Origin of the sequence: Delftia sp. WSY_7 (assembly GCF_043104845.1) — a bacterium.
Classification (GTDB): Bacteria; Pseudomonadota; Gammaproteobacteria; order Burkholderiales; family Burkholderiaceae_C; genus Comamonas; species Comamonas tsuruhatensis.
In genome coordinates this window covers 60,865-74,807 of record NZ_JBICLB010000016.1, presented here as the reverse complement: position 1 = coordinate 74,807, position 13,943 = coordinate 60,865, and the positions used below count along the sequence as shown (strand labels likewise).

Here is a 13,943-nt window from a genome sequence, read left to right as displayed (position 1 = left end):
TATGAACGATGAAATTGCCTGTTGAAAAGGCAAGCAAAAAGCCCCGCAAAGCGGGGCCTGGTGCAGGGGCAGGAGGGCCGGAATCAGGCCATGTTGACGGCAATGAAGGCCAGCAGAAACATCAGCACGGCGCCTGCCAGGGGCAGGATGACAGGCATGTAGGGGACGACGGCCTCGGTGGCGTCTTCGGGGGCCGGCTGCTCGCCGTGGTGCGCTGCGGGATCGTGCGTCATGCAAAAGCTCCTGGCTTGCCAATGGGGATGCCTGATTCTAGGCAGGCCTGTCCCCTGGCGCCTTCGGGGAAAGCCATGACACCGGGCCTGCTAGACGGCATTGACCTGCATGCCTTCGGCCTGAAGGGCGGCTATGACCTCGTCGATATGGGCCTTGTTGCGCGTCTGCAGCACCAGCTCGATTTCCACGCTCTGCGCGGCCAGCATGGTGAAGGCGCGCTGGTGGTGGACTTCCTCGATATTGGCGCCCGCTGCAGCCACCGTGGCCGTGATGCGCGCCAGCACGCCGGGCACGTCGCGCGCGCTGACCTTGATGCGCGCCAGCCGCCCGGAGCGCACCATTCCGCGCCCGATGATGGCTGCCAGCAGCAGCGGATCGATATTGCCGCCCGACAGGATCATTCCCACCTTCTTGCCCGCAAAGCGCTGCGGATGGCGCAGCAGCGCGGCCAGGCCTGCGGCGCCCGCGCCCTCGACCAGGGTCTTCTCGATCTCCAGCAGCATGAGCACGGCCTGCTCGATGTCGCCCTCATCGACCAGCAGCATGTCGTCCACCAGGCGTGCCACGACTTCCTGCGTGATCGCGCCGGGCTGGGTGACGGCAATGCCTTCGGCGATGGTCGAGGTGCCCATCGGCAGCTCGGCCTGGCGCACGGCATTGAACATGGACGGAAAGCGCTGGGTCTGCACGCCGATGATTTCGATGTCCGGGTTCAGCCCCTTGGCCGCCGTGGCCACGCCCGCGATCAGGCCGCCGCCGCCAATGGCCACGACCAGCAGGTCCAGATCCGGCTGTTCGGCCAGCATTTCCAGCGCCAGGGTGCCCTGGCCCGCCGCGATCTGCTCGTCGTCATAGGGATGGACAAAGCACAGGCCCTGCTGCTCGGCCAGCGCGTAGGCGTGCTGGCGCGCCTCGGCCAGGGAGTCGCCGTGCAGCACGACCTCGGCGCCGAAGCCGCGCGTGCGCTCCACCTTCACCCCCGGCGTGAAGCGCGGCATGACGATGACGGCACGCACCCCCAGGCGCTGCGCGTGGTAGGCCACGCCCTGGGCATGGTTGCCGGCGCTCATGGCGACCACGCCGCGTGCGCGCTCCTCGGGCGAGAGCTGGGCCAGCTTGTTGAGGGCGCCGCGTTCCTTGAACGAGGCCGTGAACTGCAGGTTCTCGAACTTGAGATACACCTGCGCGCCCGTGATCTGGGACAGCGTGCGCGATTCCACGCAGGGCGTTTCGAGCACGGCGCCGCGCAGGCGGCCGGCGGCGTTCTGGATGTCTTGGAGGCTGAGCATGGCGCATTGTGGCGCACACGCGGGCCTGCCCGCGCCAGGCCATGCAATGGATTCCCCGCAGCCAGCGTGGTGCAGGGGGCTTTCATAAAATAAGAATCATTCTTGTCTGTGGGGCGCGCACCGCTCCGGCTGGCCATGGCTTTCTCCTCTGTCCAAACACCTGCACGCCCTCCGCGCTGGCTGGGGCGGGGCACGTTGCGTGCCTGTGACTTCAGCGGGCCCGACTACCGCATCCTCGATGCCGAGGTCACGGCGCAGGATGCGCTGCTGGCCGGTCACCTGCAGGCCTGGCAGGTCCAGCCTGGCCTGTGGCTGCATGGCGTGGAAGCCCGCGACCTGCGCACCATGAGCACGCGTTCGCCGGCCGTGCCGGGCCTGCACATGGTCGTGCTGCTGGAGGGGTGCGTGGACGTGGCCTTCGGCAACCAGGGCCTGCAGCTGCAGGTGGCACCCGCCAGCGCCGCCGGTGCCCATGTGCAGGCCTGCGGGGCCGTCATCCACACGCGGCCCGGCGACATGTTCATGCGGCAGTGGCGGCGCGGCAAGTTCGAGCGCAAGCTCAGCATCACCGTGCAGCCGCAGTGGTTTGCCGCGCAGACCCTGCCCATGGCGGCGCCGCCGCTGCTGCAGCACTGGATGGAGCAGCAATTGCTGGCCATACGGCCCTGGCAGCCCTCGCCGCGTGCCGTGGCGGTGGCCGAGCAGATCATCCAGCTGGCACGCGAGGGCTCGGCGCCCTTGCTGCTGGCCAGCCGCACGCTGGAGCTGGTGCACGAGGCCGTGCAGTCCCTCGAGGCGCCCGAGCCCGATCCGGCGCAGACCGTGCCGGGCGTGCTGGGCGTACGCGAGCACCGGCGCATGGCGCGCCTCAAGGCCCTGCTGGACAGCGGCGGCGACGGCTGCCGCACGCTGGCCGAGATCGCACGCGAAGTGGGCCTGAGCGCCAGTGCGCTGCAGCGCCAGTTCCGCCTGGCCTATGGCTCCAGCATCGACGAGTACCGGCGCGAGCAGCGGCTGGCGCGCGCCTGGGCCGCGCTGGAGCAGACGGGCTGCAGCGTGGCCGAGGTCGCGCATGGGGCCGGCTATTCCAGCGCGGCCAACTTTTCCACGGCCTTCAAGCGCCGCTTCGGCATCTCCCCCAAGCTGGTGCGTGCCCGGGTCTGACGCCCGACGGGCGTCTTTGGCGCGTGGCGCAAACATCGGCAGGCCTGCCGCAAAGCCTGCTTGCGCCAGGCGGTGCTGCAATCTGGCAAAAGAAAGGACATACGCGAATGACACAGCTGCAGGCGCGCACCTCGGTGCACATGGACAGGCCCGACGAAGCCATTGCCGCCATCGTCGGGCACATGCAGGAGCACGACATCACCGTGCGCCGCGAAGGCACGCGCTGGGTGGCCGACTACGAAGGCGGCCGGGGCCAGCTGTGGCTGGAGGGCCGGCAGGTGCATGCCGAGGTGGCCGCGCCCGGCGTGGAACTGCTGCAGGACATGAAGCTCATGCTGGCCCACCTGCTGCTGGAGGCCACGGGCGCCGCCGACGGCTCCCTGGCCTGGGAGGGTGACGGTGCCGCGCTGCAGCGCCCGCCGGCCTTCCGCGAGCTGCGGGTGCTGGCCGTGCGCGATCTCACGCCGCACATGCGCCGCGTGCGCTTTGCCTGCGACGACATGGCGCGCTATGCGCAGGACACCCACATCCACGTCAAGCTGCTGTTCCCCCAGCCCGGCGTGACCGAGCCCCAATGGCCCACGCTGTCGGCCAGCGGCCTGCTGCGCCTGCCCGAGGGTGACATGCGCCTGGACATGCGCACGTACACCATGCGTGCGATGGGAATGGCCCAAGACGGCGCCGACGGATGGATCGACGTGGACTTCGTGCTGCACGAGGATGCAGGCCCCGGGTCGGCCTGGGCCGCGCGCGCCCAGCCGGGCCAGCGCATCGGCATGACCGGCCCCGGCGGGCGCACGGCCACGCCGGCCGACTGGATGCTGCTGGCCGGCGACGACACCGGCCTGCCCGCCATGCTGCGCATTGCGGCCGCCCTGCCGGCGCACACGCGCGGCCATGTGTTTGCCGAGGTCCAGGGTCCGCAGGACGAGCAGCCCGTGCAGGCGCCCGCAGGCCTGCAATGGCACTGGCTGCACCGGGGCGCTGCCGAGGCCGGCACCACCACGCTGCTGATCGACGCGCTGCGCGCCGTGCGCTGGCCGGATGCGTTGGCCGGTCATCCCGCCAGCCGCTTCGTCTGGGCCGCTGGCGAATTCGACACCGCCCAGGCCGTGCGCCAGTGGGCGCGCGAGGAGCGCGGGCTGGAAAAGCACGAGCAGCTGGTCGTGGCCTACTGGCGGCGGGGCATGAGCGAGTCGGATTTCAAGGCCGCGAAGTAGGCCGCGAAGCAGGTCGCGAAGCAGGCCACGCAGGGGGCCGGCGCCTCAGGGGGCGCTGCGCTCCTGACGCAGCAGAAACTTCTGCAGCTTGCCTGTGGGCGTGCGCGGCAGGCTGGCCGCAAAGACGAATTCACGCGGGATCTTGTAGCGCGCCAGCCTGTCGGCCAGGAATTGCTGCAGCGCCTCGGTATCGGGCGCGGTCTCGCCGCGCAGCACCACATGGGCGATGACGGTCTCGCCCCATTCGGGGTGGGGCCGGCCCACGACGGCGACGTCGGCGACCTGGGGATGGGCCGAGATCGCATCCTCCACCTCCTTGGAATAAACGTTCTCGCCCCCTGTGATGACCATGTCCTTGGTCCGGTCCACGATGAAGAGATAGCCCGCGTCGTCCAGGCGCGCAAGATCGCCCGTGCGGTACCAGCCGCCGGGCGCGAAGGCGGCGGCCGTGGCCTGGGCGTCGTGCAGGTAGCCGTCCATCACGCTGCCGGTGCGCAGCCAGATCTCGCCGGTGTCGCCCGGGCCGGCATCCTCGCCGTCGTCGCGCACCACGCGCATGTCCACGCCGGGCAAGGCCACGCGGCCTATGGAGCCTGCGCGCTCCACCTGCTCCTCGGGGTAGAGCGTGGTGCCCGTGGGCCCGGTCTCGGTCATGCCGTAGACCTGGTAGAAGCGGTCGCTGCGGTAGGCCGTGGCCAGCTTGCGCGCCATGTCGGCGCCGATGGGGCCGCCGCCGTAGACCCAGGCGCGCACGCTGCTCAGGTCGTAGCGGGCAAAGTCGGGCAGCATCTGCAGCGGCGCGAAGTAGGAGACGGGGGCGCCGAAGTACAGCGTCACGCCCTCGTCCTGCACGGCCTGCAGGAAATGCTGCGGGTGGTACTCGCGCAGCAGCACCACGGTGCCGCCCATGTACAGCGTGCCGCCAAACCAGTTGTTGAGCGGCGAGGAATGCCAGATGGGCATGGCCATCAGCGTGCGTTCCTCGCGCGTGATGGACAGGCCCAGCGCGGCCGTGATCGCCGCCAGCGTGACGGCGCGGTGGCTCAGCAGGCAGCCCTTGGGCCGGCCCGTGGTGCCGGAGGTGTAGAGCACCTGGGCGATGTCGCCATCGGCGGGCCCCGCGCCTTCCAGGGGCCTGGCGGCCGCCACCAGCGTGTCCCAGTCCTGGACACCCGGGACGGCCTCTTGCGCCTCGGTCACAAGTCGGGCGCAGGGGTGCTGCGCGGCGGCGACCACGGGCGCGAGTGCGGCGTCAAACACCAGGGCCTTGCACTGCGCGTGGCCGAGGATGTACTGCAGCTCGGGCGCCTGCAGCTTGTGGTTGACGGGCACCAGCGCGGCGCCCAGGCGCCAGGCGCCGAACAGGGCTTCGACAAAGCCCGGCGTGTTCAGGCACATCAGGGCCACGGTATCGCCCCGGCCCACGCCCTGGGCCTGGAGGACGGCGGCAGCGCGCTGCGAACGCCGCTGCATGTCGGCATAGCTGATGGAGGCGCCGCGGTCGCGCAGAAAGGCCTTGGCAGGCGTCTTGCGCACGGCGCTGTCGAAGGCGTCGAGCAGGTTCATGTCTTGTCTCCTTGTGCTTTGTTGTGTGGCGGGCCGGCCACCGCTTCAGGCGGGCAGCGCGCGCTGCAGGATGGCGGCAATGTCCAGGCCTGCGGGATCGAAGGCGCCCGCCACCATGGCGCCCTGCTGCGCGCCCAGGCGCGTGGCGATGAAGCCGTCGGCCATGGCGGGCGGCGCATGGCGGCGCAGCAGGCAGGCCTGGGCCAGCAGCACCAGGTCCTGCACCAGGCGGCGTGCCTGGGCCTCGAGCTGGTCAGGCGGGCCGGACAGGCGCCGGGCCAGCGACTGCGCCTGCTGCAGCAGCGCGGGCTCGCCCGCCGCCGTGTCGATCAGGTCCTGCAGCAGCAGCTGCGCGCCGTCGGGCTCGCGCGAGATGGCGCGCAGCACGTCCAGGCACATGACGTTGCCCGAGCCTTCCCAGATCGAGTTCACGGGCGCCTCGCGGAACAGGCGCGCCATCACGCCCGTGTCCACATAGCCGTTGCCGCCCAGCACCTCCATGGCCTCGCCCGTCAGCTCCACGCCGCGCTTGCAGACCCAGAACTTGGCCGCCGGCGTCATGATGCGTTTCCAGGCGCGTTCCAGCGGATCACCCTCGTCGCCTCCACGCTCATAGGCCTGGGCCAGGCGCATGGCGATCTGCAGCGCGGCCTCGCTCTCCAGCGCCAGATCGGCCAGCACGCTGCGCATCAGCGGCTGCTCGGCCAGCCGCTTGCCGAAGACGCTGCGCCGGCGCGCATAGGCCAGGGCCTGCACCGTGGCCGAGCGCAGGATGGCGGCGCTGCCCAGCACGCAGTTCAGGCGCGTGTAGGTGGCCATCTCGATGATGGTGGGAATGCCCCGGCCTTCCTCGCCCATCAGGATGCCCCAGGCGTCCTCGAACTCCACCTCGCTGCTGGAGTTGCTGCGGTTGCCCACCTTGTCCTTCAGGCGCTGCACGCGCACGGCATTCCTGCTGCCGTCCGGGCGCCAGCGCGGTACGTAGAAGCAGGCCTGCCCACCGCCTTCCCCCATGCGCGCCACCACCAGGTGGGCATCGCACATGGGGGCCGAGAAGAACCACTTGTGGCCGCGCAGCAGGTACTCGCCGCCACGCCCGCCGGCGTGCACCGGCATGGCCACCGTGGTGTTGGCGCGCACGTCGGAGCCGCCCTGCTTCTCGGTCATGCCCATGCCCAGCCACATCGATGCCTTGTCGGCGACGGGCAGGTCGCGCGGATCGTATTCGTGGCTGAACAGCTTGCCCTGCAGCTGCTGCCACAGCGCCGGTTCCTTTTGCAGCAGCGGGATGGCGGCCGTGGTCATGGTGGCCGGGCACAGCGTGCCCTGTTCGACCTGGCCGTGCAGGTAAAAACCTGCGGCCCAGGCGCTCCAGCGGCCCGCGCTGCTGTCCTCGAAGGGCAGGGAGATCAGCCCCTGCTGCCGGTATAGTCCCAGCAGCGTGTGCCAGCTCGGGTGGAACTCCACGGCGTCGATGATGCGGCCGCGTGCGTCGAAGCGGTGCAGCTCGGGCGTGTGGCGGTTGGCCTGCTCGGCCAGCTCCCAGGTGGCGCGCTCGCCCAGCTGCTGCGCATAGCGCGACAGCGAAGGGATGTGGCGCGCAGCGCCGCTGCGCTGCAGGGCCTCGGCCAGGGCGGGGTCGGCCTCCAGCAGGTTGAAGTCGGTGAGTTCGTCGACCTGGTTCAGGACGTCGTGCGTGTTCCAGGTGTGCCGTGTCTGCAAAGTCTGGCCGGTGCTCATGCGTGTCTCCGTGATCTTGGGTCTCAACCAACGCAAAAGTCTAGGAAAAATGCCCAGCAAAGGTGTTCGGGTTTCAAGGCAGCAGCCGCAGCCGCCCAAAGTGCGGCGCCGCCCCCTGCAATCGCGCGCGCAGGCCACCTCGCAGGCGCTGCAGGACGCCTTTGTTCGGCTTGTGATCGAGCAGGGCTACGAGCGCACCACGGTGCGCGAGGTGGCGGCCGTGGCCGGCGTGGGCCTGGGCACCTTCTACGAATACTTCGGCAACATGGACACGCTGGCGGCCATGTGCATCCACCGCCAGGTGCAGACCCTGCATGCCCAGGGACTGCAGACGCTGCAGGGATGCGCCGGCATGGCGCCGGCCACGCGCGTGGACCGGCTGCTGGACACCTTGGTGGACGGCATTGCGCGCGAGGCGCCGATGTGGTCTGCGCTGTTCATGCTCGAGCGCAAGGTGTCCGCGCCCGAGCCCTTCCGGCGCCACTACCAGGCCTATGTGCAGCTGTGGGCCATGGCGCTGCAGGACTGCGATCCGCCGTTGCCCGAGCCGGCCCAGCCCCTGGCGCGGCTGCTGCACACGATGACCTATGGCTGGGTGTCGCAGTCGCTGCTGGCGCTGGGGCCGCAGCAGACGCCGCAGCAACTGCGCGAGCCGCTGGGCTGGGCCATTCATGCGCTGCTGCGCAAGGCGCAGGCTGCGTAGTCCCTCAGGGCCCAGGGGCCCGAGACTCAGATGCGCGGAAAGCGCAGCGTGAAGCGGGCGCCGCCCCGCTCGGAATCGTCGGCCTCCACGCTGCCGCCCTGGGACAGGGTCAGCGCCTTGACGATGGACAGGCCCAGGCCAGAACCCTCGCGGCGGCGCTTGCCGGGCACCTGGGCAAAGCGCTGGAAGGGATGGGCGCGCAGCTCGCTGGGCAGGCCGGGGCCTGCATCGCTGATGCGCAGCACGGTCCAGGCGCGGCCTTCGATATCGGACTCCACCGTGAGCGCCACGCCCAGCCATGCGCCGCTGGCCGCATGGCGCATGGCGTTGCTGACCAGGTTGGAGAGGATCTGGCGCATGCGGTCGGCATCGGCGCGGATGTCGGTAATGCCTTCGTCGGTGGGGCCGGGCAGGGACAGGTCCAGCTGCATGCCGTGCTGCTGCAGCTGGGGGTGGAGCTGGTCCAGCGTCTCGGCCACCAGCAGGGTCAGGTCCATGCGCTGCTTTTGCAGCGAGAGCTGGCCTGCATCGGCCATGGACAGCGTGTGCAGGTCGTCCACCAGCCGGCCCAGGTGCTCGACCTGGGACAGCAGGGTGTTCAATTCGGTGTCGTCCGCCGCGATGACGCCATCGCAGATGGCATGCAGTCGCGCCTGCAGCACCGTCAGCGGCGTGCGCAGCTCATGCGAGATCGAGGCCGCCGTGGCGCGGCGCTCGGTCTCCAGCGTCTCCAGCGAATCGATCATGCGGTTGAAGGCCACCACCATCTCGGCCATCTCGCCGTGGGCCTTGCCGGGCAGGGCGCGCGCGCTGAAGTCGCCCAGCTCCACGCGCTTGGCCACCTCGACCATGGACGCCAGGGGCCGCGTCACCAGGCGAGACACCCAAAAGCCCACGGCCAGTCCGAAGGGCAGGCACACCAGCAGGCCGATGACCAGCGACCATTTCTCGCCGAACAGCAGATCGCCCGTCCAGTACTGGCCATAGATCTGCATGGCGCGCGGGCTGTCCTCCAGCGACTGGGCGTTGAGTTCGTCCAGCTCGATCTGCACGGCCGGCGGCAGGCTGTTGTAGAAGTCGCGGTACTGGATCTCGGAGAACACCAGCACGCCGATGGCCAGCAGGGCGATGGTGCTGAGCACGGTGGCCGTGATCCACAGGCCGAAGCGCACCCAGATGCGGTTGGGCCTCAGTCCCAGGGCCATAGCCGGTAGCCGATGCCACGCACGGTTTCGATCAGGCCTTCCTGGCCGGCCAGCTGCAGCTTGCGGCGCAGCTTGGACAGGTGCGAGTCGATGACGCGCTCCAGCGCATCGCTCTCGGGCAGGCAGTGCTCGATCAGGTGGGAGCGCGAGAAGCAGCGCCGGGGCTGGGCCGCCAGGCAGGCCAGCAGGCGGAACTCGGTCAGCGTCAGGGGCAGCGGCAGGGCGCGGCCCTCGTTGTCGTAGACCACGGCGCTGTGCGCCTCGGTATCGATCTCGATGGGGCCCACGCGGATGGGCGCGGGCGCCGGGTTCTTGCGTGCCTGGGTGCGGCGCAGCACGGCGCGCACGCGGGCCACGACCTCGGGCGGATTGAAGGGCTTGACCACGTAGTCGTCGGCGCCCAGGCGCAGGGCCAGCAGCTTGTCCACATCGTCGGCCAGGGCCGTGACCATGATCACGGGCGTCTGGCTGTCATCGCGGATGGCGCGCAGCACGTCGATGCCATCCATGCCGGGCAGGTGGATGTCCAGCAGCACCAGGTCGGGCCGCAGCTGGCGGAACAGCTGCAGCGCCTCCTGCCCGTCCGAGGCCATGCGCGAACGCAGCCCGTCCCGCTCGAGATAGGCCGTCAGGATGCTGGCGATGGCGGGCTCGTCTTCGACGACGAGCACGAGGGGGGTGGTTGCCGTTGGCTGTGCTGTGGAGTTCATGGGAAAGCTGGCAGGGCCAAGCACACATTATGGTGCGATGCCCTGCGAGCCGCAGCCCTCCATATTGGCTCCACGAAGTCTGCAATCGCGCGCAAGGCTGGCGCTGTTCATTTCCTGCAGGCCCATCAGCGGCTATTGGTAGCTCATCGTGAAGGTCGCCCTGCCATAGGCCACGCCAGGTGTCACGCTGCCGGCTGTCTGCACCAGACGCGCGCTCAGCGGAATCTTCAGGCTGTTCTGCCCCTGTGCGACCTGGCCCGCATTCCATTGGTTGGCATTGCCCAGGCTGCCGGAGTCGGGGCCGAAGCTCACGAGCACGTTGTTTCTCAGTACCTGTATGCCGACACCCCGGGCCTTGGAGTTTTGGGCCAGCGTCAGCGTGCTCGATCGGTTGGTCGCCTGGGTGGCATCCGTCAGCGTGATGAAGGCGGTCAGGCGTGTATTGGCTTCGCCTCCCGCGCAGGTCAACTCGATGCTGAAGTCCTTGGCTGCCGTGACGGTCCCGATTCCCTTGAAATCGGCGAACGGGGCGGGGGCCATGGCCACGTCGATCTTGCCCGTGGACACCCGGCAGGTCGGCGGCCTGGGGCGGCTGCTGACGTTGACGGTGATGCCACTCGAAAAGAATACCGTGGCCAGCAAGTCACGGGCATTGCTGGTCCCAGAGTAGATTCGTGCGAAGCTGCCATTCAGGAAACCGCCAGATGTGAGTTCCCCGGTTTTCACGAGCTCGATGGTCATGTTGTTGCTTGGCAGTGAATGGAATATGCCCTGTTTCAGCATGGACCCTGAATAAGGCGCGGCTCTTTCCCACGTGATTCTCATGCCCAGGTTGGGAATGGAGGTGGAATATATTCCACCGCTTTCCGTTCCAATGCCTTCTATGTAATAAAAATCATTGTCGCAAGAAATGTGGTAGCTGCCGGCCCCGGTATTTTGCAAAGCCATTGTCCTGGAATAGACAACGCTGCCAATCGGATAATTTTCGTTGACGATGGTGGGGGTGTTGGCCGAACCCGGAAACTGGGCATTCCAGCCCTGGGAGGAGCAACGCGCCCAGGATGAAATAGGGGCCATGAAGAAAATCAAGAGGAGCGGCATGGCCAATGCATGGCGCAAGATGGCTGTGAAAGGCATGCTGTGGACTCCAGCCAGGAAGATATGGATCAATGTCCTTGGGACAGGCGGCACCGGGCGCGATATCCGGTCAATATACCGACCTGTATGCGGCATTGGAATCGGAGTGTTCTGAAAATAAACTCGGAATCATCCGAGTCCGCGGTAATCTGGCGCGGTCCGCGACTGGCTCCCGCCCGGGATGGGCAAGAGAGGCTTGCGCACGGCGCCGCGTTCTCCATGTTTCCTCCATAAAGCCTGCAACCTCGCGCAAGCTTGGCCGCGTCCAATGGCTATCCGGGGACATGGTTCCCTGGCCTCGTTTTCCCGGTCCTCCCCCTCGATCATCCCCTCCCGCCTGTCCATCCCGTGAACCACGCCGCCGCGACGCAACGCCTCTCCAGCCTGTGCCTGGGCGCCGCCCTGGCGCTGGCCGGCTGCTCATCGCCGCCCCCGGCACAGCTCGACGGCTCGGTGCCTGCGCAGTGGACACAGCCCCTGCCCGCCGCCGCGCCGGGTGCACCTGGCTCGGCCGCCGCACCCGACCTGCAGGGCTGGTGGAAGGCCTGGGGCGATGAATCCCTCAACACCCTGGTCGAGGAGGCGCTGGCCGCCAACCTCGATCTGTCCCAGGCCCAGTCGCGCCTGCGCCAGCAGCGGCTGCTGGCGGGCACGGCCGGCGCTGCCTTCCGGCCCGTGTTCACGGCCGGTGCGCGCACGCTGCAGGACATCGCAGCCATCGACTCGTATTTCCACGCCAGCATCGACGTGAGCTGGGACCTGGGCCTGTTCGGCGCCCGCGAGGCCGGCGAGCGCAATGCCGCAGCTGCCGTGCTCGATGCACGGGGCCGCCTGCAGGCAGCGCGCGTGGCCCTGGTGGCCGACGTGGTGCACCGCTACCTGGACATCCGCATGGCCCAGCGCCAGCTGGCCCTGATCGACGAGCAGGCGCAGCTGGATGCGCGTGCCCTGCAACTGGCCCAGGTGCGCCAGCAGCAGCGCCTGGGCACGGCCGAGGCCGTGCGCCAGCTGCAGCTGCAGGCCGGCCAGAGCGCTGCCCTGCGTGCGGGCCTGCGTGAAACCCAGGCCCGCAGCGCCCACATGCTGGCCGCACTGCTGGGCCGCACACGGCCCGATGCGCAATGGCTGCAGGCCGATGCGACAGCGCCGCTGCCCGGCCCGCAGGCGCTGGGCGTGGCGGTCCTTCCGGCCGACCTGCTGCGCACGCGCCCCGACATCCAGGTGGCGCAGGCCGGCGTGGAACACGCCGCAGCCGAGCAGGGCATTGCGCAAGCGGCGCTGTACCCGCGCTTCGTGATCGGCGGCTCGCTGCTGTATTCGTTCAACATCACCCAGAACCTGCGCACCACGCAGGACAACGCGCCCACCTTCGGGCCGCAGATCGACATTCCCCTGTTCGACTGGGGCCGCCGCCGCTCGCAGGCCGATGCCAGCGAGCTGGCGCTGCAGGCTGCCATCCAGGGCTACCGCCAGAGCGTGCTGGACGGCGTGGCCGAGGTCGAATCCGCCCTGGCCGCCATCGGTGCCCAGCGCCAGCGCATCGCCGCGCTGCAGGACTCGCAGCAGGTGCTGGCCGAGCGCGAACGCGTGCAGCACCAGCGCCAGAAGCTGGGCCTGGACAGCGAGTTCGGTGGTCTGGCGTCCCGGCGCGCCGCATTGCAGGCGCGCAGCGAGCAGACCACCGCCCTGGCCGCCCATGCCCTGGCCTATGTGGCGCTGTACAAGGCCCTGGGCGGCGCGCCGCTGCCTGCCGAGGACAGGCCGGAGGACGATTCCGGCAACGGCCCTGCGCCCGTGGCTCAGGGGGCATCCTCATGATCGCGCTGGCGCGCAAGACGCTGGTGCACGAGTGGCGCCGGTTCATTCCCTCCGTCTTCGCCGTAGGTTTCTCCGGCGTGCTGCTGGCCATGCAGGCCGCGCTGGTGCTGGGCATCTTCGGATCGGCCGCGCTGTATGTGACGGCGTCCTCGGCCGATCTGTGGATCGGCTACCCGGGCACGCAGAGCGTGAATTTCGGCCGCACCATCGGCCGCGACGTGGACATGCGCCTGCGCATGGACCCGGACATCACTGCCGTCGAGCCCTACGTCTGGGTCGATGGCGACTGGCGCTCCAGCACGCCGGCCGGCGGCGCGGCCAGCGAACACGGCGGCGGCGTTTCGGTCTACCTGTCCGGCATTGCCACCGATGATGCCTCCATGCTGTTTTCCCGCGTGCTCCAGCCCTGGCAGCGGCAGCGCCTGCGCGAACCCGGCGCCGTGATCGTGGACCGGGCCGACCTGCAGACGCTGGGCGCCAGCGAGGGCGGCGTGGCCTGGGTCAACAACCACCGCGTGCAGGTGGTGGCCGCCGTGGACGGGCTGCGCGGCCTGGGCGGCGTGAACGTGCTGGCCTCGCTGGCCACGGCGCGCGAGATTGCCGGTGACCCGGGCCAGGGCAGCACCTACTTCGTGGCGCGCGTGCGCCCCGGCGCCTCGGCCAAGGCCGTCCAGCAGCGCCTGAACCAGTCCACACCCAGCTTCGGCCCCTACGAGGCATGGACAGCCAAGGAATTCGCGCGGCGCTCGCAGCGCTACTGGATGTTCGACACGGGCGCCGGCGCGGGCGTGCTGTTCATGGCCGTCATCGTCTGCCTGGTGGGCTCGGTGGTCACCAGCCAGTCGCTCAAGGCCGTGGTGGCTGCCTCGTCGCGCGAGTACGCCGTGCTCAACGCGCTGGGCGTGAGCCGCGCGGCCCTGGGCCGCGTGGTGGTGGAGCAGGCCTGCTGGATCGGCGGCCTGGGCTTCGTGATGGCCGCGCTGGCCAGCGCCGTGCTGCTGGCCGTGGCCACGGCCTACCGCGTGCCCGTGGCGCTGAACGCATCTGCCGTGCTGGCCTGTGCCGTGCTGGTGGCCGTGCTGTCCCTGCTGTCGGGCCTGGGCGCCATGCGCAGCCTGCTGCGCGCCGACCCGGCCACGCTGCTGCGCTGAAGACTT

General features: G+C 69.4%; 12 protein-coding genes. 5 read left to right on the top strand and 7 right to left on the bottom strand.

The window, feature by feature from the left end; all coding sequences use genetic code 11:
- Nucleotides 1–83: 83 nt before the first annotated feature.
- Together ACF8ME_RS07995 and ACF8ME_RS07990 are read right to left on the bottom strand one after the other, a co-directional pair.
- Nucleotides 84–233, bottom strand: a complete 150-nt coding sequence (locus tag ACF8ME_RS07995; protein ID WP_016447350.1) for a hypothetical protein — start codon at nt 231–233, stop codon at nt 84–86.
- Nucleotides 234–323: 90 nt separating this feature from the next.
- Nucleotides 324–1,523, bottom strand: coding sequence for a threonine ammonia-lyase (locus ACF8ME_RS07990; protein ID WP_016447351.1), 1,200 nt, complete (start codon nt 1,521–1,523; stop codon nt 324–326).
- A 135-nt stretch (nt 1,524–1,658) separates the two neighbouring features.
- Between ACF8ME_RS07990 and ACF8ME_RS07985 the strand changes: the two genes are divergently transcribed.
- Together ACF8ME_RS07985 and ACF8ME_RS07980 are read left to right on the top strand one after the other, a co-directional pair.
- Nucleotides 1,659–2,687: an AraC family transcriptional regulator gene (locus tag ACF8ME_RS07985; protein ID WP_046240613.1), complete on the top strand. Its 1,029-nt coding sequence runs from the start codon at nt 1,659–1,661 to the stop codon at nt 2,685–2,687.
- 107 nt (nt 2,688–2,794) lie between these two features.
- Entirely contained in the window at nt 2,795–3,907 is a 1,113-nt protein-coding gene (locus ACF8ME_RS07980; RefSeq protein ID WP_392415976.1) for a siderophore-interacting protein, read from the top strand.
- 45 nt (nt 3,908–3,952) lie between these two features.
- Here the strand turns inward: ACF8ME_RS07980 and ACF8ME_RS07975 are convergent, their stop codons facing one another.
- The gene (locus ACF8ME_RS07975) at nt 3,953–5,473 is read right to left on the bottom strand and encodes a class I adenylate-forming enzyme family protein (protein ID WP_392415975.1); all 1,521 of its coding nucleotides are present in this window, start codon (nt 5,471–5,473) and stop codon (nt 3,953–3,955) included.
- 45 nt (nt 5,474–5,518) lie between these two features.
- Entirely contained in the window at nt 5,519–7,213 is a 1,695-nt protein-coding gene (locus tag ACF8ME_RS07970) for an acyl-CoA dehydrogenase family protein (RefSeq protein ID WP_392415973.1), read from the bottom strand.
- Nucleotides 7,214–7,262: 49 nt separating this feature from the next.
- Between ACF8ME_RS07970 and ACF8ME_RS07965 the strand changes: the two genes are divergently transcribed.
- Nucleotides 7,263–7,916 carry a TetR/AcrR family transcriptional regulator gene (locus ACF8ME_RS07965; RefSeq protein ID WP_209670466.1) on the top strand — a complete coding sequence of 218 codons (654 nt, stop codon included), beginning with the start codon at nt 7,263–7,265 and terminating at the stop codon, nt 7,914–7,916.
- A 26-nt stretch (nt 7,917–7,942) separates the two neighbouring features.
- On the opposite strand, the gene ACF8ME_RS07960 is transcribed toward ACF8ME_RS07965, so the two are convergent.
- The 3 genes from ACF8ME_RS07960 to ACF8ME_RS07950 all read right to left on the bottom strand — a co-directional run bounded on the left by ACF8ME_RS07960 (nt 7,943) and on the right by ACF8ME_RS07950 (nt 10,968).
- A complete protein-coding gene (locus ACF8ME_RS07960) occupies nt 7,943–9,121 on the bottom strand; it encodes a sensor histidine kinase (protein ID WP_392415970.1) in 1,179 nt (392 codons plus the stop codon).
- Nucleotides 9,106–9,831: a response regulator gene (locus tag ACF8ME_RS07955; RefSeq protein ID WP_016447358.1), complete on the bottom strand. Its 726-nt coding sequence runs from the start codon at nt 9,829–9,831 to the stop codon at nt 9,106–9,108. Before ACF8ME_RS07955 ends, ACF8ME_RS07960 begins: the two co-directional genes overlap by 16 nt.
- 132 nt (nt 9,832–9,963) lie before the next feature.
- Nucleotides 9,964–10,968, bottom strand: a complete 1,005-nt coding sequence (locus tag ACF8ME_RS07950; protein ID WP_392415968.1) for a fimbrial protein — start codon at nt 10,966–10,968, stop codon at nt 9,964–9,966.
- 348 nt (nt 10,969–11,316) lie between these two features.
- On the opposite strand from ACF8ME_RS07950, the gene ACF8ME_RS07945 reads away from it, so the two are divergent.
- Together ACF8ME_RS07945 and ACF8ME_RS07940 are read left to right on the top strand one after the other, a co-directional pair.
- Nucleotides 11,317–12,786, top strand: a complete 1,470-nt coding sequence (locus ACF8ME_RS07945) for an efflux transporter outer membrane subunit (protein ID WP_392415966.1) — start codon at nt 11,317–11,319, stop codon at nt 12,784–12,786.
- Nucleotides 12,783–13,937 carry an ABC transporter permease gene (locus ACF8ME_RS07940; protein ID WP_016447361.1) on the top strand — a complete coding sequence of 385 codons (1,155 nt, stop codon included), beginning with the start codon at nt 12,783–12,785 and terminating at the stop codon, nt 13,935–13,937. The genes ACF8ME_RS07945 and ACF8ME_RS07940 overlap by 4 nt, the downstream gene beginning before the upstream one ends.
- Nucleotides 13,938–13,943 lie beyond the last annotated feature (6 nt).